Here is a 25,242-nt window from a genome sequence, read left to right on the forward strand (position 1 = left end):
TTTTGCCCGGTTTCAAGCATAATGGGAGTTGAATAGTGTCGGAGAGGAGAATGATTATGCGCCTGATTGACCCGCAAGCGGTACAGCGAATGCTGGATTCGCTTAAGGACCAACCATTGTATCTTCACTTGGAAATGACTACGGGGGCATACGCCTCGCTTAAGGACAGTTCGCGGTTTACGGCTTCGACCTTCCTCAGCAATGGCGAGATCCGGTTTACGCACGGTTCCATCGCCGGCAGCGGGCCTTACCGGGTAGGCCTGAAAACGGAAACCGGTTGGGTTTATTCGGAAGGCTTGACGCACTGGGAAGACGGGGATACCGAAAGACTCATCATGGCCGGACACGATACCGAAGGAAAGCTTGTCGTCGGCCTTCAGCTTAGCAAGGACAAATTTTAACGGGAGCGGAAGGAGGAGCAGCAGATGAAACGAGAACGACATGTATTGGTTGTCCTGCCTCATCCGGACGATGAATGCGGCATTTCGGGCACGCTGGTCGACCACATTAAGAATGGAACGCCCGTAACCTACATTTGCCTGACATTGGGCGAGATGGGGCGGAGCATGGGGAACCCTCCTTTTGCCAATCGGGTGTCCCTTCCCGTCATTCGTAAAAAAGAGCTGGAGCAATCCTGCCGGGCGATCGGCATCACGGACCTCCGAATGTGGGGCGTTCACGATAAAACGGTGGAATTCGAAGACCGGGAGGCGCTGATCGAACGGCTGCGCGAAGCTATCGCGGAATTGCAGCCTTCCTTGATCTTCACCTTTTATCCCGGCTACAGCGTTCATCCCGATCACGATGCGACCGGGGCGCTGGTCATTCAAACGGTGGAACGTATGCCTGCTGACGAAAGACCGGCTGTCCACTGCGTCGCATTCTCGAAGGATTGCGAAACGGTGCTCGGCCCTCCGGACATCGTCCGGGATGTGTCGTCAAACTTGAAGCAAAAAATCGGCTCGCTGGAGGCGCACCGGACGCAAGGACTCTTTTTGTGGGGCAAAAAGTCTTATGAGGACGAAGAAGTGAAGCCGCGGTTGATGAAGGAACGCTTTTGGACGTATCGGTTTTCCTGAGTTAATCCCACGGGAATCAACAGCTTGATGAATTGCTGATGCCGCTGAGAAAGTCCATTGATGCTAGAAAGGTACTGTCCCTCAAGAAAACGGAGGAGGCGGTACCTTTTTTTTCTATATTATGAGGACGGCATAGGGAACGAGTTTCGTCCAAGTATATTCATACCCGTTACAATCATAAAGCGCCTAGAGAAATCTTGCTGTACCGTTCCCGAAATCGGAGAAAAGTTGTCTATTAGGTCGACGAATCCCCTCAGAAAATACCCGCGATGAATTTTTTTACTGTTTCGTAACTTCTTTCGGCGAAAGCTCCCCTATAATCATGGATGTAAACCGTAAGGCGAGTCGACATCCTTATGTATTACGACATCATGAATACGAATATGCGAACGCCGGCGTACTAGAGAACGAGAAAGACTTGCGAACCGTGTAACGGCCACAACCCGCAATCATTTCCTAGCGTTAGGTAGCCTGAAAGGACAGTAAGCGGATGGAACGAACTCACAACAGCATGAACCCGGAACATAATTGGTCGAACCTGGCGGCAAGAGGAACAGCGGAAATAACAATGCACACTGAGACGCATCAAGAAAATCAAGAAAGAAGCATGACAGGTAATGGAGGGGGCTTGCGCCATGCCTGAGCCGCTCGAAGGGAAAGGCCGCTATATCGCCGGGCTGGACGGCCTGCGGGCCATCGCGGTGCTCGCCGTTATCCTGTATCATATTCATCCGGCTTGGGCGCCGGGCGGGCTGCTTGGCGTCGGCGTATTCTTCGTACTGTCCGGTTACCTGATTACCGATATTATTGCGAACGAATGGAAAAAGACGGGCAGAATCGATCTGCAGAACTTCTGGCTGCGCCGGTTTCGCCGGCTCATTCCCGCAATGCTCGCAATGATCGCATCGGTTCTGCTCTGGATGATGCTCTTTGACATATCGAGACTGCAGGCGATCGGCGGAGACGCGCTGGCGGCGGTCATGTATGTAAGCAATTGGCGGTTTATTTTTCATCAAGTGTCTTATTTCGAACAATTCGGCCCCCCTTCTCCTCTCGGACATTTATGGTCGCTTGCGGTCGAGGAGCAATTTTACTTGCTTTGGCCGTTCCTTCTTTCGCTTGGCCTTCGTTTCGCGCCGCGCCGCTGGCAATTGGCCGGCATGATACTGGTGGCCGCCGCCGTATCCGCAATAGCAATGGCGGTTATTTACGAGCCGGGGATCGATCCGAGCCGCGTTTATTACGGAACCGATACGAGAGCCTTCGCTTTGCTGATCGGGGCGGCGCTTGCCGTGGTTTGGCCTAGCCGGAAGCTGGTCATCAAGGTTGCACCGGGCGTACGGTTGCTCATCGATGCGATCGGCTGGGCGGGTTTGCTGTCCGTCCTGCTCATGATCGGGCTGACGGATCAGTACGACGGATTTCTATACCGCGGCGGGCTCGTGCTGCTATCCCTTGTGACGGCAGCGGCCGTGGCTTCTATCGTTCATCCGGCTAGCAGCCTAAACCGGGCTCTGGGCTGGAAACCGCTTCAGTGGCTAGGCGTTCGTTCCTATGGGATCTATTTGTGGCATTATCCGGTTATCGCGTTAAGCGGTGACGCGGTGTCGGGCGGAGAGCTGAATATCGCGCGCGCCTTTCTGCAGCTGGCCGCAAGCTTCGGCCTCGCCGCCTTGTCGTGGAAGGTTATCGAAGAGCCGATTCGCCTGAGAGCTGCGGGAGCGGCTCCGTTCCGTTCGGGTGCGAAAAGCCGCAAAACGGGGGGCTTAAGAAGAACAAGCCGTTTTTTGGTTGCAGGATGCGCGTTTCTCGTCGTCGTGATGCTGAGCTTCGGCATCGCCCGTATTCCGGATGCGACGGCAAGCTATGAGTCGGAGGCTTTCGGATTAACGGAACCGCCTGAACCGGCACCGGCACCGACGCCGGCCCAGGAACAGTCCGAAGACAAACCCGCCGGAGATGCGGTTGCCCAGCAGCCTGCCGAGACCCCGAAGCCATCCGGTAAACCGGCCGAGCCTTCGGCGGCTCAGGGCTCCGGTTCTGCCGAAACGCAGGGCCAGGAGGGGAAAGAAGTGACGGTTATCGGCGATTCGGTTATGCTTGGCGTTTCGCCGTATCTTGAGGAACTTCTGCCCGGTATCGTAATCGATGCGAAGGTCGGCAGGCAGATGTCGCAAGCGCAAACTGCAGCGAATCAACTCCAATCGGAGAATAAGCTGGGGGATTTCGTCATCATTGAGCTCGGCACGAACGGAACGTTCGATAAACCGCAGCTGGAGAAGCTGCTGAACTCGCTGGGGAAGGATCGGAGCATCCTTCTTGTCAATACCCGTGTCCCGCGGCCATGGGAGGATGATGTCAACCAAAAGCTGGAGGATACGGCAGCTCTTTTTCCGAATGTGACCGTACTCGACTGGCATTCGGCCAGCAAAGGGAAGAGCGACTATTTCACCCGTGACGGCGTTCATCTGGAAGTAAGCGGCGCCAAGGCGTACGCTTCTCTCGTAGCGAAAGCGGTGGCCGACCGCACGAGCCGGGCAAGCTGAGCACGGGATCGGGGGAATCGTCAGACCCCGGATCGGATTCCTTCGAATCGCAACAAAAAAAGCGCCCGCATCGGGCGCTTTTTTTGTTCCTGCGGGCTAATGGATGTCTTTCTTCTTGAAGTTGCCGCCTTTCACATCGTGGATATTGCCGATGGCGATGAAGGCGTTCGAATCGAATTCGTCCACGATTGACTTCAGCTTGGCTTCCTCCAAACGGGTAATGACGGTAAAGATAACCTTTTTCTCGTCTCCGGAAAAAGCGCCTTCCCCATGAAAATAAGTCACGCCTCGGCCGAGCCGATGCGTCAGCGCATCGCCGATATCCTGGTGGGCGTCGCTAATGATCCAGACGGATTTCGACTGATCGATGCCTTCGATCGTAATGTCGATCATCTTGAAGGCGATGTAATAGGCAATCAGCGAGTACATAGCGTGGTCGAAGCCGAACACGAAGCCCGCGCTGCCCAGGATGAATACGTTGATCACCATGACGAATTCGCCGACGGAAAACATCGTTTTTTTGCTGACGAGGATCGCGACGATTTCGGTGCCGTCCAGCGATCCGCCGGAACGGATGACCATCCCTACGCCTACGCCGAGAATGATCCCGCCGAATACGGCGGCAAGAAGCGGATCGTCCGTAAGCGGCTTTACCGGGATAAGCAGGGATGTGCCGATCGACATGAGTATGACCGCATAAAGGGTGGAGAGTGCGAACGTCTTACCGATCTGCTTGTAGCCGATATACAGGAAGGGGATATTTAGGACGGTCAAAAAGATGCCCAGCGGCACGCCGAGCTCATGAGAAAGCATAATCGAGATACCGGTGACGCCGCCGTCGATGATTTGATTCGGCACGAGGAATATTTCGAGTCCGACCGAGAAAATAACGGCGCCTAGAGTCAGAAGAAGCATTCGTTTCACGATGTTGTAGAAAGACATTTTCCGATGCTGCGACGAACGGGCTGCTGCTTGGGACATGCGCTCGATCACTCCTTGCTTTTCTGGTTGTTAGTAATGCCCAGTAATGTCTATATCATGCTTGCGGCGGGTCCGATCCTGTTTTGAAAAACACTCCGCCCCTGCTCAGGAATGCAAACGAGAACCGACCAATAAGGTCGGTTCTCGGGTTATTTGCTGCTCCCATGAAAGGTCAGCTCCGTATGCAAAGATTCGTTCGGGCGGATCAGCGTCAATTCCGCTTTTCGGTTAAACTCGTCCGTCTTGGCCATCCAAGGCTCCACGCAGACGAAAGGCTTGCCGGGCACGCTCCACAAATACACATAGCCGAATTCCTCGCCATAAGTCATACGGATACGGTGTCCGGCGGAAGGTTCGATTGCGATTTCCGGCTTGTTTGCGCCGATCAGAACGAAGGATTGATCCTGATCGGTCAAATCCAGCCGCCCGGCAAACGGTCTTTGTTCATTAACGCTGCAGTCGAGGTAAGAAGGAGCGTCGGTATCATAGGCAAGATTTTTGTCATCCGCTGCAAAATAAGGATGAAATCCCGCGTACATCGGCATGTCCCGCTCCGATAAATTGCGGTATTCCTGCTTGATAGTTAGAGCGCCGTCCTTCAGAATATAGGTAAACGTCAGCTCGAAGTCGAACGGGTACGCTTCCTTCGTCTCGGGCGTGCTGCCAAGCTTTAGAGTCAAAGAGGCCTGCCCGTCGTCATTCGTCGAGACAACCTCCCATGGCATCATTCTGGCGAAGCCGTGATTTTTCATTCGGTAGGTTGTTCCTTCCCATTCGTACCGTTCGTCGGGCAACTGGCCGCAGATAGGGAAGAGGATGGGATTTCCGCCCCGGATGTTGGCGGTAGGCGGATAGAAGGTTTCTTTATCCAAGTAAAGGAATTCATGACCGTTCGCTTCATAGCTTAGCATGATTCCGCCGCGCTCCGGACAGATGCTCACCTTGGAAGCGGTGGAGGATTCGATCAATTCGTAAATCGTATAGGTATCGAGATAGGTATGTACACGGTAAGACACGCTTGTCCATCTCCTCTTAAATAAGCTTTCATGATCAAGGATAGCATACGAGGGGGCGAATGTCTCGCGTAAGCGAATGAGGGGAGCAACAAAAAAAGCTGTCCCCGAATCGTTCAGGAACAGCTTGTCTATTTTTTGGTTATTGATTGTTGGAGCAGGATTTGTTATAATGTCGGATAGCAGTATTTAAGATTTGTATTTCATTTTCCCACTATATAATACCACAAAAAAGGCGCTGTGTCAACCTGCAACAGAAGCTTCCGCACCGGCGTCGTAGAGATGAAGATTTCGTTTGTACTGGAGGAGGGGCTGGATGAATACAGACAATCCGCGTAAAGAATCAGGAGCAGAACATGCTTTTGACCAAGCAAAAGAGCAGCTGTCCGCACAAGAGTTTGGCGGCTCCGCACCAGCTGACGCCTCGCATGACGATTTTCATTTTGGGGACGATTTTACTTTGCCTCCGGGCGTCAAAATCGATGATCCCGTCCGTATGTACTTAAAGGAAATCGGACGAGTGCCGCTCCTTTCGGCCGAGGGAGAAGTGGGTTTGGCGATAAGGATCGAGCAGGGCGACGAGGAAGCGAAGCGGCGTCTCGCCGAAGCGAACCTCCGACTTGTCGTCAGTATCGCGAGAAGGTATGTTGGCCGCGGCATGCTGTTCCTGGATTTGATTCAGGAAGGCAACATGGGGCTCATGAAAGCGGTCGAGAAGTTCGACCATTCCAAAGGCTTCAAGTTCAGCACGTATGCGACGTGGTGGGTAAGGCAGGCCATTACGCGCGCCATCGCCGACCAGGCGAGAACGATTCGCATTCCGGTTCATATGGTGGAAACGATCAATAAGCTCGTCCGCGTCACCAGGCAGCTGGTGCAGGAAATCGGGCGTGAGCCGACGCCGGAAGAAATCGCGAAGGAAATGGATCTCACCGTAGACAAAGTCCGGGAAATTATGAAAATCGCGCAAGAGCCGGTTTCGCTGGAAACGCCGATCGGCGAAGAGAACGACTCGAATTTGGGCGACTTTATAGAAGACCAGGATGCGCCCGCTCCGGCTGACGCCGCGGCTTTCGAGCTGCTGAAGGAACAGCTTGAAGATGTGCTCGATACGCTTACGGAACGCGAGGAGAACGTGCTTCGCCTTCGTTTTGGGCTCGATGACGGCCGCACGCGTACGCTTGAAGAAGTCGGACAAGTATTCGGCGTGACGAGAGAACGGATTCGTCAAATCGAAGCGAAGGCGCTGCGCAAGCTGAGGCATCCAAGCCGCAGCAAGCGGCTGAAGGACTTTTTGGAATAAACAAGAGCGGATAAGGATGGTGAGCATGCATGGAAACCGGATTTCTGATTCGTTGCCTCAAATGCGGCGAGCAGCTTAAAGTCATACCGGGTAAGCGTCAATACCGCAATGAACGTATCGTTTTCGGTACGGACAATTACGGAGCGGATCAAATCTCTTGCGAGTGCGGAAATGCTCTTGACGAATATAGCAAGTTTGAGGGCGCAGAGACGGAATCCGAAGGCGAGTTTACCGTAGAATGGCGCGATATATCCAAATAAGCGCTTGAGACCGATTAACGATTAGACAGCCGGATCCATTTGGATTCGGCTTTTTGGCGTTCCGTTACGCGGGAATGTCGACAGCATGGAAAAAACGGTTAGAGCCAAACTGTACCGTGTCCTTGCGTCTAGTCCTGCTTATACTGAAGAGGCAAGCATTTTTGATTCGGAAGGATGATGTTAAATGTCCATTGAAGCCATTGCGAGACCCCACCCTTTTACAGGTGTCCTCGAATAGAAGAAGTCCGGCAAGAGGATTCCTGTAAAAACGTCAGGCTATGACGAAACTATTTTACAGGAGGATCCCCACTATGAATTTGGAAGCTATGGGCTGGAACCCGAAATGGGAGGAAGCCTTTGCGCCTTATCGGGAAAAAGGTTATACGGCGGGCCGCGTAGCGTTAGAGCATAAACATATGTACCGCGTGTATACGGAGCACGGCGACGTATTGGCCGAGATATCGGGCAAAATGAGGCATGAAGCGCTCGGACGCGGAGATTACCCGGCTGTCGGCGATTGGCTCGCGCTGTCGCTGCGGCTGGACGAAGGGCGCGCTACGATCCATGGCGTGCTGCCTCGCTTCAGCAAATTTTCGCGCAAGGTGGCCGGAGCGGTCGTCGATGAGCAGATCGTCGCGGCCAATGTGGATACCGTCTTTCTTGTGAACGCGCTGAACCAGGATTTCAATCTGCGGCGTATCGAGAGGTATTTGACGCTGGCTTGGGAGAGCGGAGCGAATCCGGTACTTGTACTCAGCAAAGCCGATCTATGCGCGGATATCGAAGCGGCGGTTGCCGAGACGGAATCCATTGCGATGGGCGTACCGATTCATGCGGTCAGTCATCTGGACGGCACGGAGGCGCTGTCCCCTTACGTGCGCAAGGGTCAAACCGTCGCGTTGATCGGATCTTCGGGAGTCGGCAAATCGACGCTCATCAACCGGCTATACGGCAGAGACGTTCAACTGACCGGCGACATTCGCGACGGGGACGATCGCGGCAAGCATACGACCACGCACAGGGAGCTGGTCATGCTCCCGGACGGCGGTCTGCTGATCGATACGCCCGGAATGCGCGAGCTGCAGCTATGGGACGCGGATGAAGGAATGAACGCTTCTTTCCAGGATGTCGAGGAGCTTGCGCAGCAGTGCTTCTACCAGGATTGCCGGCATGACAAGGAGCCGAATTGCGCCGTCAAGTCTGCGCTTCTAGACGGATCGCTTAACCGCAGCCGGTATGACAACTACTTGAAGCTGCAGCGGGAGCTGGCCTATTTGGCTCGCAAGGAAAGCAAAGCGCTGAAGTCGGCTGAAAAGGACAAATGGAAGAAGCTCAGCCAGGCGGGCCAATCGGCAGCGCTGAATAAGAGATATGAACGCCCGGACACTTAGCTCCGGGCTTTTTTAACGATTCAGAAAGGTTATCTCCGCTGATTTTCATCGTCTCGGCAAACGCACGGCATCCGAAGACGCCGTTAGGCGTTTATCTTTGTCCTTCTGTCCGCTGAGGGAGCGAGAACCCCCTTCGGCTAACAGCCGGAATTGTCCGGGCGGCATCCCCTTCACAATCGTGAACGCACGCGTAAAATAATGCACGGAGCCGAAGCCGGTGGCTTCGGCGATTTCTTTGATGGGGCTGGCAGTCGTTTGCAGCATATGGGCGGCTTGGCGGACTCTCTCCGATCGGACAAAACCGGAGAATGACTCGTGTATGCCTTCCGCAAACAGACGGGACAAGTGCCGCTCCGATAGGTTCAAGTAGGAGGCGACGGTTTTAAGCGAAAGCGGCTCCGCAAGATTGTCCCTGACGAACAGCTTCGCCTGCCGCAGCAAGGCATTGGCACGGCTTTGTTTCGCTTCGGACACTTTCGTCTGTTGGCCGAACAAACCGGCGAAGGAATGCAGCAAGGAGTGGGCGAGCGCAGGCAAAGCTTCGGCAGGCATCGCCCGTTCTTCATTTTCCGGAATAAGCAGCGATTTCCAAAGCAAGGCGGTAGGCGTCACGTCACCGTCATCCACACATATTTCCGCCTTTGCGGTCAAGGCGCGGTACAGCTCGCTGTGAGCGGCGGACGTACCCGCCTCATCCACTTCGAACGCCACATAGAGCAGATATAATCCTTTCTCCGTACGAATTTGATGAACGGCACCCGGCCGCGAGCAAAACAACGTTCCTTTCCGCAAACGATGCACGATCCCTTCGTCCATATAAGAACCTTCTCCGTCAAGCACATAACAAATCTCGAAGAAGGAGTGCTTATGAACCGGGTTATCGAACAACTGAGGGACAACCCCCCAATAATGAACGCGAAACGAAAGTCCGGTCCCGGCAAGAACGGAGGCATGAAGGTTTAACATCGTTTCGCTTTCCGCAGCTTTATACATGCAACCGCTCCTTTACTTGCGGAATATGATGTTCCGCTCTAGCACCCGATGGCCGAATAAGACAAAAATCTGTCCTTTGCAAGCAAAGACGCTATTTCGCCGTATCCCTATAATAGGATTATACTTTACGGTTCATCATTCTGCATGACCGAATGGGGAGGGATATCGATGATTAACGATAAGGATGTCGTTTTTTACAAAGAAAACGGATATTTGCTGGTCAAGCGGGTTTTCGGCCAAACGGAGGTCGAGGAGATGAGGAGAGCGGTCGATCATACGATTGAGCGGGCGGCCCGCACGAAGGCGGCGCAAAATCATGCGTGGCAGGGTGATTACATGTCCCCCGAACAATTGAAGAAGCTGGTGCTAAAGGGGTTTCATGACGTTCATTATCATGACGCCGCCTTTGCCAGAGCGCTGCTGCACCCGAACATGACGGCCGTTCTGTCGCAGTTGATCGGTCCGAACGTGCTGCTTCACCACTCCAAGATGCTCGTGAAACCGCCGGAGAACGGCGCAGCCTTCCCGATGCATCAGGACCAGCCGTATTTCCCTCACCAGAACCATACGATGCTCGCGGCAAGCGTACATCTGGACGATGCGGATGAAGAAAACGGTTGTCTGCGGGTCGTTCCCGGCTCCCATAAGGAAGGACCGCTTCCGCATGTCGGGACGTACTATTTAAATCATAAAGAATACCCGATATCGATGGGGACGCCTTGTCCCGCTCAAGCCGGCGACGTTCTTTTTTTCAACTATTTGACGATTCACGGTTCGGATTGCAACCGGAGCACCCGTACGAGACGGAACGTTTTATTCCAATACCGCGAGGCTTCGGATTTGCCGACGGCAAATGTCCATTTCGATTGGGGCATGGGGCTTATGGTATGCGGGGAGAACCCCGATTTCGAGCGGGTCAAGCCGAGTTATAAAATCATTTAGACGCAAAAAGCGAAAAAGAAGCTGTCCCGAGGTCTATGAAGACTTTGGGGCAGTTTTTTTGCGCGGAATCGAAGGGTTTGACCGGCGGTGCGTTCAAAGGACCGCGGGCACAAGGAAAGGCTCCAGGCAGCCGGAGAAAGGTTGAATGAAACAACCGTACGCCGGTCGGAGCATTGATTTTGCATTTCCGTGCCGAAGCGATTAAGATCAAAGGGACAAGCATATCCTTGCAAGGATGGGAGAGTTTCCAGCCATGACCGCTATAATCCTTTATTTCGTTATCATCAACATTGCCGGTTTCTCAATAATGGGCTATGACAAAGGGCAAGCCGCTCGCCGCCGCCGGAGAGTTCCGGAGAAGCGGTTGTTCGGATTCGCTGCGGCAGGCGGCGCTTTGGGCTGCATGATCGCCATGCGGACGTTCCGCCACAAAACCAAGCATAAGTCATTCGTGCTAGGGATGCCGGCGCTTCTTGCGTTGAACGCGGTATGTTTTTACATAGTTATAAAAGGGATCGGAATTTTCTGAAACCTTGAACGGCTTTCATACGTATCAATTGTCACAGAGTTGTAAATAAATTTTCATGTTCCCCTAATGTTGGACAGTTATGATTAACCAAAAGAGAGATTTACAATCCGGGATGGAGGAAACCGTCATGCAAACGATCATCAGCTTCCGCAACAAAAAAATCCCTGTCTACTATACGTCAACCGACCGAAAAAAGAAGACGGACGTATCCTACCTTCTCCGTTTATTGGATAATAAAGTGGAGAATGGAAAGCGGGCGGTAAAAGCATGTATCGAATCGCTCATTAGTATTGAAATCATAGGCTGCGAGGCCATTTTGCATACAAGACGGGAAGAGGATACGCTTGCGCTATCGCTCTACTGATTATCGACATGAAAAAGACGGCGGCCCTGGCTGCCGTTTTTTTGTTGCGTGAGCGGCTGAAACGGGCCTTATCCTCTTTCTTACGGCCATTTCCGCCTCCGTTGACATCCCTTGGGGATTGGCGCAAAATGTAAGGGTCTTTAGGCTTTTATACAACCTAACTCACTAGTCACGCATGATTTCGAGGAGCTGATCCGAATGAGCTTACAGAATTTAGGTATACCGATTCGCGGCGTATGCGTATGGTCGGCGGCCTACGGGCAGGAAGACGGAGAGGACCGTATTTATGCCGTTTCTTCCGGGAAGCCTTGCGTTCTTTTCGTTATCGATCCGCACGGCAGCCGCTGCCTGGAGCGTTATCCGCTCGATGGGGCGAGCCACAGCTGGGGAGTGGTTGTCGCGGAAACAGGGGTCTACATAACCGGCGACGGTTACTTGTACCGATATACCGCAGGACACGGACTGGACAAGCTCGGAACGATCATAGAAGGCGAAACGTACACTTGGCGGGCTGCCGCCGACCGGGAAGGCAAGATTTACGGCGGATGTTATCCGGGTGGCAAAGCGTTCCAGTTCGATCCGGCGACCGGGGATATTCGCGATTACGGTCAGATCGTAGACGGCGAGCAATATGTACGTTGCATGAAAGCGATGGACGGGAAGCTCTATATCGGCATCGGCACGCAAAAGCCCTATGTCATCGAACTGGATACCGCGACCGGCGAGAAAAAGCAGCTTTCGCTTCCGTCAGGATCGGAAGGGGAGCAAATGGTTTACGATCTGGACATCGTCTACCCTAAACTGTTCATCCGGTTTACGCCCTCGAACGATATGTACGTCTACGATATGGAGCAAGGCACGTGGAGCGAACGGATCGAGGACACGTACGGCTTGGCGGTATCGCCGGCAAGTGCGGATGGCATCGTCTACTTCGCCAAGGAAGGCTACCTCTACGCTTATACGCTGGCAACCGGGCAGCTTGATCGGACGGATGTCGCGCTTGGCGATCCGGTCGTCGACTACGCCTGGATCGATAGCGGCGATCCCGAGCTGCCGGGTCAAAGCTTGCTGTGGATCAATCGCGACGGCAGCTACTCGCTTTATCATCCCGGAACAGGCCGCTTCGCGACCTATGGGGTGGAACTGACCGGACAGCCGGTAGCGATCCAGTCTTTTACTTTGGGGCCGGACTGCAGCATCTATGCGGGCGGATATTTCGCCGGAGGACTAGCCAAATACGATCCTGCGGCAGATAAATTGACGCTGTTCGGAGGTATCGGGCAAATCGAAGGCATGACCGCTTATCAGGGTTATTTGTACGCAGGGGTGTATCCGAAAGCGAACATTTTCAGGTACGACCCCACGCAGCCTTGGGAGCCTGGAACGAATCCGAAAATGTTGTTCACGCTGCGTAAGAAGCGGCAGGACCGTCCTTTTGCGTGGGCCGATGCGGGAGACCGGCTGGCGATCGGCACGGTCGCCGATTACGGCAACCTGAACGGGGCGCTTACGATATACGATCCGGCAGAGAATCGCCATGACACGTATACGGGCATTGTTCATGAGCAGAGCATCGTCTCGCTTGCAGCCCGCGACGGCATCGTGTATGCCGGGAGCTCGGTTTGGGGCGGACTTGGCATTCAGCCGACACAGCAGGAAGCGAAGCTCGTTTTGTGGGACGTGAAGGGCGAGCGGAAGCTGTGGGAGGGCGTTCCGGTGCCGGGCGAAAAGGCGCTGTCCGCTTTGGTTTTTGACGCGGCAGGCATGCTGTGGGGATTGACGCGGGGCTGGCTGTTCCAATTCGACCCGGAAGCGAGAGCCGTCGTCAAAACGATCCGATTGTTCGATTTCGATTGGAGCGGCTTGCCGTTATTTTGGCGCGGCGGTTATTTGGCGGCGCATCCGGACGGTTACTTGCTTGGTTCGACGTTGAACCGGCTGTTCAAATTCGATTTGCGAACGGAACGGACGGAGATTCTCGACGCGGATGCTACGCTGTTCGGGCGGGATCAGGAATGGAATTTGTATTTTGCGCGAGAGGCGAGCTTGTATAAGTATACGATGGAGCAGTAGGACGCGAGGAGGCTGGAGCGAGCAGCGACCGGCCATTTGCGTGTTTGAATGATCGTTATGGGGCTGACGCCGCTTCGGTGGTTGCAGCGTTTAGATCAAGACTCTGGCCCTGTTTCGGCTTGCTGAAACAGGGCCAGAGCTTATTTGTATTTGCGCCAGTCCATGCCGCTTGATTCGAGCAGGTGCCCGAAGTCGTTTTCGAGCCGCTTCTGCTCGGCTTTGCGCGCATCCTCGGCTTGCTTCCGCTTCTCTTCGGCGCGGTTGTGCTCTTCCGCCTTCAGCGCATCGGCTTGCGCTTTCAGCTTCTCAAGAACATCGGGACGGAGCATATCCTTTAACGTAGCCGGCTTGTCTTCGGCAGCTTGCGGCTGCCGTCCGGCAGGCTTGTGGGGTTTCTTGGCCATCGTCATCACCTCGTTGTCTGTTCTCTTTAGTATAACAGGTAACGGGGAGGGGTTCCATGTTTAGGGACAGGGCAATTTCGCAAGCAGGCACATAAAACGGCCGCCCTTATCCGAAGTAAGGGCGGCCGTATACAACGCGGAGACGGATAATTCCGGCATGCTATGGCGCGTTACGATTGTTTTACTTGCTTGATAAACTCCCGCATAAATCCGGGCAAATCGGGCCAAGCATGACCGGAGACGATGTTTCCGTCCACGCAGAGCGTTTCCTTCGCATATTCCGCGCCGAGTCCCTCGACGTCCGGTCGGCAGGCTGTATAGGCGGTCATCGTGCGTCCCTCGAAGTGGGCGTTATTGCGTAAAGCGGCGAGCACGAGAACGGCATGGCAGATGGCGCCAACCGGCTTATTTTTTTCCAGAAAGTCGGTTACGATGCGAGGTACGTTCTCATCGAGCCGTATGTATTCCGGCGCCCGGCCGCCGGGGATGATCAAGCCGTCGAACTCGGCAGGATCGACGTCCGCGAAGGCGATATGAGAATCCAATTGATAGCCTGGTTTTTCGGTGTAGGTGTCCCAGCCTTCGAAGTCGTGAACGACGGTACGGAGCGTTTTTTTGCTCGGGGAAGCGATGACGGCTTCGTACCCTTCTTCCAGTAATCGGTAGTAAGGATAATAAACCTCGAGTGACTCGGCGGCATCTCCGGTAATGATGAGTATTTTTTTGGACAACTTCATCACGCTCCTCGGACAAATTGGTTTCCCTTTCTATTGTCAGGGATAGGGAGAGCGGCTGTAAAGGGTGGGAAAATGGCGATTTTTGTCGAAATGGGTTAAGCTTTGGCCGCAATCTTTTGGAAATGGAGCACCAGTTGGGCGATGAACGCATTAATGGAAGCATAGCGGAACATTTCCTTCGGATAGACGATGCCGACCGTCTTATGCGGAATGGGATCGACGATGGGGATTTTTCGGATCGAAGGATCGTTTAGGTGAGCGACGTACGAACCCGGCAAAATCGCTCCGCCGATATGGCGCGCAGCCATTTGCAGCAGCGAATCGAGCGTTGAAAGCTCCATGATCGGCTTCGGAAGGAAGCCGGCTTCTTCGCAGTAATGATCGAACATTTGACGCACCAGAAACTTGCTTTGCAGCAGCACAAGATCGATGCCGCGGAGCTCGTCCAGCCTGACGCATTCCGCACCGGCAAGCTTGTGCGAACGAGAGACGACAAGGAGAAGACGCTCGTCGAATAAAGGAATGCTGTCCAACTGCTCGTCGTCGAGCGGAAGGAAGACTACGCCGATATCCAGCTGATTCGATAGCAAGCCTTCTTTCGTTTCCTCCGTCGCCAGCTCGGTAACGGAAAGCTCGATGTCCGGATACAGCACGTGAAAATCCATTAGCGCCGAAGTAAGCAGATGATTGCCGGAACAGCCGATCCTTAATTTCCCTCTCTTCATGCCCCTTAGCTCGTTGATTGCGGCCTGGGCTTGATCGAGCTCATGAAAAGCCTTTAGCGCGTGCTTCTGCAGGATGCCGCCGGCTTCGGTCAAAAACGTTTTCTTGCCGATTCTCCGGAATAACGGCGCACCGAGCCGGTTCTCGAGCTGCCGGATTTGATGGCTGAGCGTCGGCTGGCTGATCCCGAGCTTCTCCGCGGCCCGCGTAAAGTGGAGTTCTTCGCAAACAGCCAGAAAGTATGCCAAAAGCCGGTAATCCATGCAATCGCCTCGAATCATAGATAATATCTATCATCGTAATCGATAATTAGGAATTGTTCAATCATTCAGGCTTCGATATAGTCAGAATATTAAGATTTTCCATACGTAGATTAGGGAGCGGATTTAGGATGACAACGGCTATACAGATCGAGAAAAGAAGTGACTTAAAGCCGAAGCCGGACGAAGGTAAGCTCGGGTTCGGAACGTATTTTACGGATCACATGTTTTTGATGGATTATGACAGCGACAAGGGTTGGTACGATCCGCGAATCGTACCGTACGCGCCCCTGCAGTTCGATCCGGCTGCAATGGTGTTTCATTACGGGCAAGCGGTGTTCGAGGGATTGAAGGCGTTCCGGACGGACGACGACCGGATCCTGCTGTTCCGACCGGACAAAAACGCGCAGCGCTTCAATCGTTCTTGCGAACGGTTGAGCATACCCGGCATCGATGAGGAACTGTTCGTGGAAGCGATTCGCGCGCTCGTGCAGGTGGATGCGGATTGGGTACCGTCGAAGTCCGGCTCGTCGTTGTATATCCGTCCCTTCGTAGTAGCCACCGAAGCTGCGCTGGGCGTACGCGCCTCCAAGCATTATTTGTTCGCGGTTATTCTTTCGCCGGTCGGCAGCTATTATCCGGAAGGGATGAAGCCGGTCAACATTCGCGTAGAAGCCGAATACGTGAGAGCGGTGCGGGGCGGAATCGGAAACGCCAAAACGTCGGCGAACTATGCCAGCGGCTTAAAGGCTCAAGCCATCGCTGCGAAAGACGACTGCGCGCAAGTACTCTGGCTGGACGGCATCGAGCGGAAATATATCGAAGAAGTGGGCAGCATGAACGTCTTCTTCAAAATCGGCGGCAAGGTCGTTACCCCTGCCTTGAATGGAAGTATCCTCGACGGCGTAACCAGACAGTCGGTCATCCGCCTGCTTGAGGATTGGAATATCCCGGTCGTCGAAGCCAAAGTTGCGATGGACGACGTTCTCGCGGCCGCTCAGGACGGAACGCTGGAGGAAGCATTCGGAACGGGCACCGCAGCGGTCATCTCGTCCGTCGGCGGTTTGCACGCGAACGAGCGTATGCATGTGATCAATAACGGCGAGATCGGCGAATTGACGCGCAGGCTGTACGATGCGATCACCGGCATTCAAGCGGGCAAAATCGAAGATCGCCTGGGATGGACGGTAGATTGCTTGTAGTCCGCTTGCGGCTTCTCGGAACCAAGAGCATATCGATGCAAAAAGGCGTGTGCCGCTATTGTCGGCGGCGCCTTTTTTGGCATGTCAGGAGCCTGCAGGCTGTTCAACTGGTAGCCTTCGGCAACAGCCTGGACATTTACTGAACTTTCATTCACTAATAATGAACCTATGTTCACTCGAGAGCGCGAATTAGGATAGAAATCGACTAATAGTGAAGCAAGCTTCACTATTAGTGAACTTGGAGGGCTCAATAGTGTCATTGGTTCACTATCAGCCAAGAACGCTCATTTTGGGCGGAAATAGTGAATTTTGATTCATTATTAGTGGACCTACGTTCACTAAGTGCGTTTGTATGTTTGGCGGCTTGGCTCAAAACGCTCCTGCGCAGCGGAAGCAGCCATTAGGCAGGGGGAGCCGGAACTCATCCGGTGCCTTGACCGACTCCGGTTGATGCCGGACGTAGCAATACACTGGGTGATCAGTCGCAGCTCAGCCGATCTCCTTAGGATGCCTTGACGTAGTCCTGCAGGTTCAGTCATATCAGCCCAAAGGGGTATCAGTCGCAGCTCAACCGGTATCCAGCAGTACTTCAGGGGATGACTTTTCCCGGAGATAGGAGTATTTTTATAGAAGTGACGCCATATTCGGCTCTCCGGAGAGCGACGATCAGGAGGTACCTGCATGCAGTTTTTACGAAAATACATCAGAAAGTATTGGAAAATGTTCGGGGTGGCGGTCTGTTTTCTGACGTTTGAAGCCCTGTGCGACCTTATTCTTCCGACGATCATGTCGACGATTATCGATTCCGGCGTAGCCGAAAAAAAGATGGACGTAGTGCTTCGACTCGGCGGATTGATGGTGCTTATTACGGCGCTTGGCGCGGTGTCCGCTTCGGCCCGAAACATCATCTCGAGCCGAGTTTCGCAAAGGTTCGGCGCCGAGCTGCGGTCGGACTTGTTCCGTAAGATTCAAGCCCTATCCTTCGCCAATATCGATAAATTTGAGCGAGCTTCTCTCATAACGAGGCTGACCAACGATGTGACGCAGGTACAGAACTTTGTGAACGGACTTATGCGTATTTTCGTCAAAGCGCCCTTGCTGTGCATCGGAAGTCTGATTATGGCGATTCGGCTGAACCCGGATCTGGCCGTCGTTCCGGCTGTCGTCGTTCCCGTTGTCGCTTTGCTGGTGTTCTTGAATATGAAGGTCGGCTTCCCGCGTTTCATGAAAGTACAAAAGGCGCTCGACCGGGTGAATAGCGTGATGCGCGAGTATTTGTCCGGCGTTCGTGTCGTGAAAGCGTTTAACCGCTTCGATTATGAAACGAACAAGTTCGACGATGCGAATGTGGAGTACCAGACCCGTTCGATTCAAGTGATGCGCGCGATGGCGATCTTCAATCCGGCGATCATGCTGACGGTCAATTTCGGCATCATTGCGGTTATCTGGCTTGGCGGCGTGCGCGTGGCGGACGGCAACATGCAGGTTGGCCACATTATTGCCTTTATTAATTATATGACGCAGATCCTTTTTTCGCTGATGACGATCTCGATGGTGTTTAATATGTTCGTACGCGCCCGGGCCTCCACGATGCGGATAGGCGAAGTATTCGCCGAGGCGAACGCGATGACGTGGAACGAAAGCGCCGCGCTTCCGCCTTCCGCCAAGGGGAGGATCGATTTTGAGAATGTTACGTTCTCTTACGAGGGGGCTTCGGGAGCGCCGGTGCTCAAACAAATAAACCTTACCTGCTTGCCGGGCGAAACGGTAGGAATCATCGGCTCGACCGGTTCCGGCAAAAGCAGTCTGGTCGGACTTATCCCGAGATTTTACGACGCGGTTTCCGGTTCGGTCAAAGTGAACGGGACGGATGTAAAGCAGCTTGATCCGAAGCGGCTGCGCGATCATATCGCGGTCGTACCGCAGAAGACGGTATTGTTCACCGGCACGGTAGCGGAAAATATACGCTGGGGCAACGAGAACGCAACGATGGACGAAATAGAGGCAGCGGCGAAAATGGCGGAAGCACACGGATTCATCGCCTCGTTCCCCGAGGGGTATGAAACGAGACTCGGCCAGAAGGGCGTCAACTTCTCGGGCGGCCAAAAGCAGCGCGTTTCCATCGCGCGGGCGCTGGTCCGCAAGCCGGACATTCTCATACTTGACGACTGCACGAGCGCGGTGGACGTTTCGACGGAAGCAAGTATTAAAGCTGCGCTTAAGCAATATGCAAAGGGCGTCACCTGTCTCCTCATCGCACAGCGGATTACGTCCGTCATGGACGCGGATAAGATCGTCGTTCTGGATGACGGCGAGATCGTCGGAATCGGCAGCCACGAGTCGCTGCTGAACGAATGCAGCGTCTACCGGGAAATATTCCAATCCCAAATCGGAAAGGAGATGCAGCCGAATGGCGAAGCCAAATGAACAAGCCGGCGATGCGAAGAGCCGGGAAGAGGCTCCGGTACTGAACGGTCCGGGCAGACCCGGTCCGGGATTCGGCCACCGAGGAGGCAGAGGGCCCGTCGTGAAGCCGAAAAACTTCAAGCGAACCTTGAAGCGGATATGGTCCTATTTGGGCAAAGAGCGCAGGCTGCTGTCCTTAACGTTCCTTATCATTTTAATGAGCTCGGCTCTATCGCTGACCGGTCCGTATTTGATCGGCGTAGCCGTGGACGCGATGACGGCGGATAACGGCGCTGTCGATTTCAAGCTGCTCGACTTTATGCTGATCGCCCTTGCGGCAGCTTATATTACGGACGGCGGGCTGACTTTTCTTCAAGGAATCATGATGGCCGGACTCTCGCAGCGGGTAGTGACAAGCTTGAGACGTACGCTGTTCGCCAAGCTGCAGAAGCTGCCGCTGTCGTACTTCGATTCCCGCCCGCACGGCGAGGTGATGAGCCGGCTGTCCAACGATATCGATAACGTCAGCAATACGATCTCGCAATCGACCGTCCAGCTGATGTCGGGCTCCATCGCAATCGTCGGTTCGCTTATTATGATGCTGGTGCTCAGCCCACTTTTGACGCTGGCCGCCCTCATTACGGTGCCGCTCGTGTATGTGCTGGCACGCACCGTCACGAAGAAGACCAGCGTCATGTTCAAGGATCAGCAAGCCCAGCTCGGCAAATTGAACGGGCATATCGAAGAAACGATTTCCGGGCTGCATATGGTCAAGGCGTTCAATCACGAAGACAAATCGATCGAGCAGTTCGAGGAAGTGAACGGCAAGCTGTACGAGGTCGGGCTGAAGGCGCAAATATGGTCGGGCTTCATGATGCCGCTGCTCAGCGTCATCAATAACATCGGTTTTGCTGCCGTCGCGATCGTCGGCGGCGTCCTGGCAGTGAAAGGGCACATTACGGTTGGCGTTATTGCTAGCTTTCTCAGTTATTCCAGACAGTTCGTCAGGCCTCTAAACGATATGGCGAATACGTTCAACCTGCTGCAGTCCGGCGTGGCCGGAGCCGAGCGCGCATTCGAAGTGCTGGACGAACAAGAGGAGCCGGAGGATGCTCCGGGCGCAGCGGTTTTGGAAAACGCCAAGGGTCTTGTCGAGTTCGAGAATGTCAGCTTCGGCTATAGAGCGGATGTTCCGATATTGAGAAACATCAGCTTCGAAACGCCGGAAGGAAGCAGCCTGGCGCTTGTCGGACCGACGGGAGCGGGCAAAACGACGATCGTCAACCTGCTTACCCGGTTTTACGATACGACGGGCGGGACGATCCGGATCGACGGTAAAGATATCAGGCATTACACGAGGGACAGCCTTCGCAAATGCTTCGGCATCGTGCTGCAGGACACGTATTTGTTTTCGGGTACGATCAAGGAAAATATCAAATACGGCAGACCGGATGCTTCCGACCGCGAAGTAAAAGAGGCGGCCGTGATGGCCAATGCGGATCCGTTTATTTCCCGGCTTCCGGGCGGGTACGATACGGTGCTCTCGGAAAATGGCGGCAATCTAAGCCAGGGCCAGCGTCAGCTGCTAGCTATCGCGCGTGTCATTCTTGCGAAGCCGTCGATATTGATTCTGGACGAAGCGACCAGCAGCATCGATACGAGAACGGAGCTGCACATTCAGGATGCGCTGCTTGCCATCATGAAAGGGCGAACCAGCTTCATTATCGCCCATAGGCTGAATACGATCCGCGATGCGGACACGATTATGGTCATCGACCGCGGAGAAATCGCCGAACAAGGCAGCCACAGCGCGCTGATGAAGCAGGAGGGCACGTATTCGCGGATGTTTGCGAATCAGTTCAAGAATATTGAGGGAGCCGCAGGCGCGGGCGGGAATGCTTAGCGGCGAGCAGCGGCTGTACCAAATTATCGCCGGGATCGTATCCTGGTTCCTGCAAGGCTGCTGTCCCAAGGTGACTTGTGGGTGATTCGCTTCGGATCCCGCAAGTAATCCCGCGATTGCATGCCATCGGGCCCATTGTAATCCAATCCCTGAGCATAACCGCTTTCGTTCATCCAGATAGCACCAATCTGCGACATTATTCAAACTTGATATCTGATTCAGATACTTAATGAACTTACCTTCACTATTAGTGAAGGTAAGTTCATTATTATGACGATAAAAGCAGGTTTTGTTGCCGTTACTGAACCAAATGACACTAATAGTGAACTTCATGGTCCATTTTGGCTTGTAGGGTTCACTATTCTATCGAAAACGAGGAAACTTCGCTTATATAGTTACCTTTGGTTCACTAATAATGAACGTAGGTTCATTAAATGGAGGTGATGAGGGGGCGGGGGAGTTGGGGAGACCGATGAGTGTTAAAGTAGGCTGACATAGGGTGTAGAGGTAATTGAAGTAGGTTCACATAGGTATAGATGCGATTGAAGTAGGCTGACATAGGGTATAGAGGCGATTGACATAAGCTATGTATGCTGCGGAGGCTTTGGAATGCTGCGTTGCCGCTGAGATTGAGAAGGTTGACTGGATTTGACGCAGGCTGAAATTGGTTACCTTAGCTAACTGCTATTATACGTATGCTGTGGAAATTGACATAGTCGGAGTGGCTTAAGGAGGCAGCGATAGCGATGGCTGCTGAGATTAAAGGCGGCTAAGTAGGAAGCACAGGCTAACATAGACTTGTCCTTCGTTGACGGAAGACGGACTCCATTCAAAAGAAAAAGGTTGAGCAGACGCAAGATGCGCCGCTCAACCTTTTCTGTTGTATTCATTATTCCGCTGCTCCGGCTGCAGCCTGCTCTCTGATCAGCTTCCATTCCGCCAAATGCTTCTCCATATTATCGATCAGCTTATCGATGTCTTTCAGAAAGAGGGCTTTATCGACCGGCTTGATGGCTTCGTGCGAATGGATGGCTTCCTGCGTAAGCGGGCTGTGTACGGTCAGGGAGGCGAGCATCTGCTTCAGCTCTTCCTCGATAGCCGTCACCGCTTCGGCGGTTGTAGCGGCCGTTGTCGTTGCAGCAGCTGCGGCGCCTTCGGCTTTAGCCGGTTTTGCCGGCTTCTCGCTCTTAGCAGGCGCCGGCTTCGGCTCGGCTTGCTTCGCTCTTTCCGCTTTGTTGTGCTCGAAGACGGACCACGTTTCCAGCAGCTCGCGGCCGGATTTGTACAACAGCTTGTCCTTGGTGCCTGCTGAGATGTCTTTATCTTTGAACAGTTTGGCGATCTTCTTGACGTCGCTAACGGGCAGCTCGTCCTTTGCGACTATGAGCGCTAGCGGGTCGCGATGCTCAAGGGCCAAATCCTTAAGAGGCAGCAGCTGATCTTCGGTCAGCGCGTCTTTTCTGATTTCCGTGCCGCGCACGATCAATTTTTTGACAGCCGCTCCGAACTTTAGCAGCTCGATCTTGTTCTTGATATACGATTCCGGCTTGCCGAGCTTGCTGGACAAATATTTGGTCGAGCTGCTGAACTTAGGATCGTGGAGCAGCTTGTTGAACGCCTCGGCCTCTTCGATGGGAGAGAAGCCTTCCCTCGTTAAATTTTCGGCGATTTGCTCCAAGTAAATTTCCATTTCGTCCGTTACATGGGAAACGATACAGGGAATCGTCTTGCGTCCAAGCGTTTTGCACGCTTTATAGCGCCTGTTGCCGTAAATGATTTTGTAGCGGCCGTTATTCGTCGTTCTCACCTTGATCGGGGACAGTAGGCCGAGCTCCTCGATGCTTTTCATGAGCTCCTGCAGCGCTTCTTCGTCGAATTGGTATCTGGGCTGGTCGGTATCTTCATCAATGAGGTCCGTTAAAAGGTCGATAATATCCATACGAATTCTCCTATCGTTCGATTCGGTCGGCCGGTCAATCGCGAGGCCGGAAGTCTAAGGCACATGCTTGTATTATATAACACTGTCCTTGCCGTGGAAATGCCGGTTCGGCATGCAAAAATCCGGAGCCCCTCGAATAAGGGGGGCACCGGACCGCCGGATCGTTTATTTGTTGTTAGGTTCAGACGGAATGCCGCGAGCGAAAACGGATTGCTGCGCAGGCGATTGCCCCTGAATGGCGCCTACCAGACATCTTTGGTTAAAAACTCGATCGTTTCGATCAGCGCGACATCGAGGTACGGAGTAGGGCCTTCATAAGGATCGGATATGCCGAACGTATGATCGGCGCCGGGGATTGAAACGAACGTCTGATGCGGCGCCGAATCGCGGAGCGCCCGGTTCGCTTCGAGGAGCCTGTCTGCGTCGCGGCTGGCTTGGACGAGGAGAGCCGGAATTGCAGCGCCGCCAACCTGGCGGGAATGTCGTACCGCTCCCGGTTGCGCACCCAATCGTCCACGGCAGCCTCGCTGCTCCCGCCGTTCAGGTCCGGCTGCGGAACGGAACCGCCGTTCCAAGCGACGATCTTACGCACCTCGCTGTGCTCGGCGGCAAACACAAGGCAGCTTGCTGCCGAACGGCTATGGCCGAGCAAATAAATCCGCTCCGGATCGGCAAGGGTCGCAAGAGGCAGCCGATCGTGGGTAATGGCGGAGAAGACCGCTCCCAGATCGAGCAGCTCGCGGCCGAATGTACTGCTTTCTTGCACAAGCTTATCGTTTAAGCCGCTGCTCTTGGCGCCGATTCTTGAGAAATCGAAACGCACGGTATAAAATCCCCGTTCCGCAAACCAGTCGGATACGTACGGCCAAAATCCCCAATCCTTATGTCCCCGAAAACCATGGCTGACGATGAGCACCGGCTTTGCGTTCCGGTCTTCAATCGCCGTCACTTCCCCGCGAAGAAACAATCCCTCCTCCAATTCGATACGAAATCCGTTCTTGAGCAATGTTTCCGTCATCGCCGTTCATCCTCTCTTTACCGTTGTCATGAAAGCAAAAAGACATCTTCCCATTGAAAGATGTCTCCGTTGGTACGGTCAACAAAAACCGATACGTATATATCTCATTAAACAAATCGGAATAACATGAATTAATCCTATCATCGATTTTTCAGGCTGTCAACCGATACTCCGCATCCTTTTGCACCGCAACCACTTATCGCTTCATTTATGGCTTGCAAGGGGGCGCCGGCAGTCTGGCGCTTCCGGTATTCGCCGGGCGTCATGCCGACGATCCGCTTGAAGACGCGGCAGAACGATTGGGTATCGCGGTAGCCTACCGCCTCGGAGACCGCGCTTATTTTATGTCTCGTGCATTGAAGCAGCTCGCAGCCCGTCCGAATGCGGGCATGCTGCACGAAATCGTGGAAGGGCTGTCCCGTCCTCTGCTTGAACAGGCGAAAAAAATGCCGCTCGCTCATCCGGCAGCGTTCCGCCATCATACGGACGGTCAGCTCCTCCGCCGCGTGACGGCGAACGTATTCCACGGCATGGTCGATCGGATCCTCGCCATCGAATGCGGACGACTCGGGCAGCATCGTTCTGCGCGACATATGTACGAGCAGCTGCAGCAGCAGGGCATAAATGACGGCGGAAGATCCCGGACGTTTGGATGAATATTCACTGAACATCGTTTGGAAAAGGGGCTCAAGCGTCAGCTTGCGATCCTCGATGCCATGAACAGGCACCCGCAGCTCCGGCTTCAACCGGAGTACGGTACCGAGATCGATGTCGGGTATATGTCCGACGACTAATTCCAAAGTCGATTCCGGGAACAGGCAATTATAGACGACCAGCCGCTGGCCGGGATTGGCTGAGAACGGACGGAACACATGCGGCATGCCGATCGGCAGCACGAACAGCTCGCCCTTGGAAACGGGAAACACCCGATCGCCGATATGATGGTAGCCTTTGCCCTCGGAGACATAGGTGATTTCTATAAAATCATGAGCATGGTAGCCGGATTGGAAGCCTTCTTCGATCCGGTTCACATAGATCCGCCTGCCGTCGTGAAAAAAGTCTTTTCCTCTCAGCGTTTGCCTATAAGCTTCCAACAAGCTGCCTCCCATGCATGAAGAATCATTGCTTTTCGTTACCTATTCATTGTCATATACGCCTTGCAATAATGTCAAGAAT

The 25,242-nt window shown here is 53.8% G+C and carries 21 protein-coding genes and 1 pseudogene; 13 read left to right on the top strand and 9 right to left on the bottom strand.

What is annotated here, in order from left to right; all coding sequences use genetic code 11:
- Positions 1-56: 56 nt before the first annotated feature.
- The 3 genes from ACKGJP_RS14370 to ACKGJP_RS14380 all read left to right on the top strand — a co-directional run bounded on the left by ACKGJP_RS14370 (position 57) and on the right by ACKGJP_RS14380 (position 3,625).
- Positions 57-401 (top strand): YojF family protein, encoded by a 345-nt coding sequence (locus ACKGJP_RS14370; protein ID WP_409346312.1) that lies wholly within the window; start codon positions 57-59, stop codon positions 399-401.
- A 24-nt stretch (positions 402-425) separates the two neighbouring features.
- Positions 426-1,079, top strand: a complete 654-nt coding sequence (gene bshB2, locus ACKGJP_RS14375; RefSeq protein ID WP_409346313.1) for a bacillithiol biosynthesis deacetylase BshB2 — start codon at positions 426-428, stop codon at positions 1,077-1,079.
- Between the two features lie 635 nt (positions 1,080-1,714).
- Complete coding sequence (locus ACKGJP_RS14380) at positions 1,715-3,625, top strand: acyltransferase family protein (protein WP_409346314.1); 1,911 nt, start codon at positions 1,715-1,717, stop codon at positions 3,623-3,625.
- 96 nt (positions 3,626-3,721) lie between these two features.
- Here the strand turns inward: ACKGJP_RS14380 and ACKGJP_RS14385 are convergent, their stop codons facing one another.
- Positions 3,722-4,567, bottom strand: coding sequence for a YitT family protein (locus ACKGJP_RS14385; protein WP_409347162.1), 846 nt, complete (start codon positions 4,565-4,567; stop codon positions 3,722-3,724).
- Positions 4,568-4,755: 188 nt separating this feature from the next.
- A complete protein-coding gene (locus ACKGJP_RS14390; RefSeq protein WP_409346315.1) occupies positions 4,756-5,622 on the bottom strand; it encodes an aldose epimerase in 867 nt (288 codons plus the stop codon).
- Positions 5,623-6,049: 427 nt separating this feature from the next.
- Here ACKGJP_RS14390 and rpoD point away from each other — a divergent pair.
- The 3 genes and pseudogenes from rpoD to rsgA all read left to right on the top strand — a co-directional run.
- A pseudogene (gene rpoD / locus ACKGJP_RS14395) lies at positions 6,050-6,922 on the top strand (RNA polymerase sigma factor RpoD); the annotation flags it as partial.
- Positions 6,923-6,951: 29 nt separating this feature from the next.
- On the top strand, positions 6,952-7,182 hold the full coding sequence (locus ACKGJP_RS14400) for a hypothetical protein (protein WP_409346316.1): 231 nt from the start codon (positions 6,952-6,954) through the stop codon (positions 7,180-7,182).
- A 311-nt stretch (positions 7,183-7,493) separates the two neighbouring features.
- Entirely contained in the window at positions 7,494-8,573 is a 1,080-nt protein-coding gene (gene rsgA, locus ACKGJP_RS14405) for a ribosome small subunit-dependent GTPase A (protein ID WP_409346317.1), read from the top strand.
- 45 nt (positions 8,574-8,618) lie between these two features.
- Here the strand turns inward: rsgA and ACKGJP_RS14410 are convergent, their stop codons facing one another.
- A complete protein-coding gene (locus tag ACKGJP_RS14410; RefSeq protein WP_409346318.1) occupies positions 8,619-9,566 on the bottom strand; it encodes a helix-turn-helix domain-containing protein in 948 nt (315 codons plus the stop codon).
- Positions 9,567-9,734: 168 nt separating this feature from the next.
- On the opposite strand from ACKGJP_RS14410, the gene ACKGJP_RS14415 reads away from it, so the two are divergent.
- The 4 genes from ACKGJP_RS14415 to ACKGJP_RS14430 all read left to right on the top strand — a co-directional run bounded on the left by ACKGJP_RS14415 (position 9,735) and on the right by ACKGJP_RS14430 (position 13,474).
- Complete coding sequence (locus ACKGJP_RS14415; protein ID WP_409346319.1) at positions 9,735-10,508, top strand: phytanoyl-CoA dioxygenase family protein; 774 nt, start codon at positions 9,735-9,737, stop codon at positions 10,506-10,508.
- A 253-nt stretch (positions 10,509-10,761) separates the two neighbouring features.
- Positions 10,762-11,037 carry a DUF1294 domain-containing protein gene (locus ACKGJP_RS14420; protein WP_409346320.1) on the top strand — a complete coding sequence of 92 codons (276 nt, stop codon included), beginning with the start codon at positions 10,762-10,764 and terminating at the stop codon, positions 11,035-11,037.
- Positions 11,038-11,164: 127 nt separating this feature from the next.
- Positions 11,165-11,401, top strand: a complete 237-nt coding sequence (locus tag ACKGJP_RS14425) for a 3-dehydroquinate dehydratase (protein ID WP_409346321.1) — start codon at positions 11,165-11,167, stop codon at positions 11,399-11,401.
- 198 nt (positions 11,402-11,599) lie between these two features.
- Positions 11,600-13,474 (top strand): WD40 repeat domain-containing protein, encoded by a 1,875-nt coding sequence (locus tag ACKGJP_RS14430; RefSeq protein WP_409346322.1) that lies wholly within the window; start codon positions 11,600-11,602, stop codon positions 13,472-13,474.
- Positions 13,475-13,614: 140 nt separating this feature from the next.
- Here ACKGJP_RS14430 and ACKGJP_RS14435 read toward each other — a convergent pair whose 3' ends face one another.
- The 3 genes from ACKGJP_RS14435 to ACKGJP_RS14445 form a co-directional block, all read right to left on the bottom strand.
- Positions 13,615-13,878, bottom strand: a complete 264-nt coding sequence (locus ACKGJP_RS14435) for a YqkE family protein (protein ID WP_409346323.1) — start codon at positions 13,876-13,878, stop codon at positions 13,615-13,617.
- Between the two features lie 170 nt (positions 13,879-14,048).
- Positions 14,049-14,609 carry a DJ-1/PfpI family protein gene (locus ACKGJP_RS14440; protein WP_409346324.1) on the bottom strand — a complete coding sequence of 187 codons (561 nt, stop codon included), beginning with the start codon at positions 14,607-14,609 and terminating at the stop codon, positions 14,049-14,051.
- Between the two features lie 101 nt (positions 14,610-14,710).
- The gene (locus ACKGJP_RS14445) at positions 14,711-15,601 is read right to left on the bottom strand and encodes a LysR substrate-binding domain-containing protein (protein ID WP_409346325.1); all 891 of its coding nucleotides are present in this window, start codon (positions 15,599-15,601) and stop codon (positions 14,711-14,713) included.
- Positions 15,602-15,729: 128 nt separating this feature from the next.
- Between ACKGJP_RS14445 and ACKGJP_RS14450 the strand changes: the two genes are divergently transcribed.
- The 3 genes from ACKGJP_RS14450 (at position 15,730) to ACKGJP_RS14460 (ending at position 21,109) form a co-directional block, all read left to right on the top strand.
- Positions 15,730-16,800 carry a branched-chain amino acid aminotransferase gene (locus ACKGJP_RS14450; RefSeq protein WP_409346326.1) on the top strand — a complete coding sequence of 357 codons (1,071 nt, stop codon included), beginning with the start codon at positions 15,730-15,732 and terminating at the stop codon, positions 16,798-16,800.
- 681 nt (positions 16,801-17,481) lie between these two features.
- Positions 17,482-19,227, top strand: a complete 1,746-nt coding sequence (locus tag ACKGJP_RS14455) for an ABC transporter ATP-binding protein (RefSeq protein WP_409346327.1) — start codon at positions 17,482-17,484, stop codon at positions 19,225-19,227.
- Positions 19,211-21,109, top strand: coding sequence for an ABC transporter ATP-binding protein (locus ACKGJP_RS14460; RefSeq protein WP_409346328.1), 1,899 nt, complete (start codon positions 19,211-19,213; stop codon positions 21,107-21,109). Before ACKGJP_RS14455 ends, ACKGJP_RS14460 begins: the two co-directional genes overlap by 17 nt.
- 889 nt (positions 21,110-21,998) lie before the next feature.
- Here ACKGJP_RS14460 and ACKGJP_RS14465 read toward each other — a convergent pair.
- The 3 genes from ACKGJP_RS14465 to ACKGJP_RS14475 form a co-directional block, all read right to left on the bottom strand.
- Positions 21,999-23,048 (bottom strand): ParB/RepB/Spo0J family partition protein, encoded by a 1,050-nt coding sequence (locus tag ACKGJP_RS14465; protein WP_409346329.1) that lies wholly within the window; start codon positions 23,046-23,048, stop codon positions 21,999-22,001.
- 280 nt (positions 23,049-23,328) lie between these two features.
- Positions 23,329-24,066 carry an alpha/beta hydrolase family protein gene (locus ACKGJP_RS14470; RefSeq protein WP_409346330.1) on the bottom strand — a complete coding sequence of 246 codons (738 nt, stop codon included), beginning with the start codon at positions 24,064-24,066 and terminating at the stop codon, positions 23,329-23,331.
- A 140-nt stretch (positions 24,067-24,206) separates the two neighbouring features.
- Positions 24,207-25,160 (bottom strand): helix-turn-helix domain-containing protein, encoded by a 954-nt coding sequence (locus tag ACKGJP_RS14475; protein ID WP_409346331.1) that lies wholly within the window; start codon positions 25,158-25,160, stop codon positions 24,207-24,209.
- Positions 25,161-25,242: the final 82 nt, after the last annotated feature.

Origin of the sequence: Paenibacillus litoralis (genome assembly GCF_046244365.1) — a bacterium.
GTDB lineage: Bacteria > Bacillota > Bacilli > Paenibacillales > NBRC-103111 > Paenibacillus_V.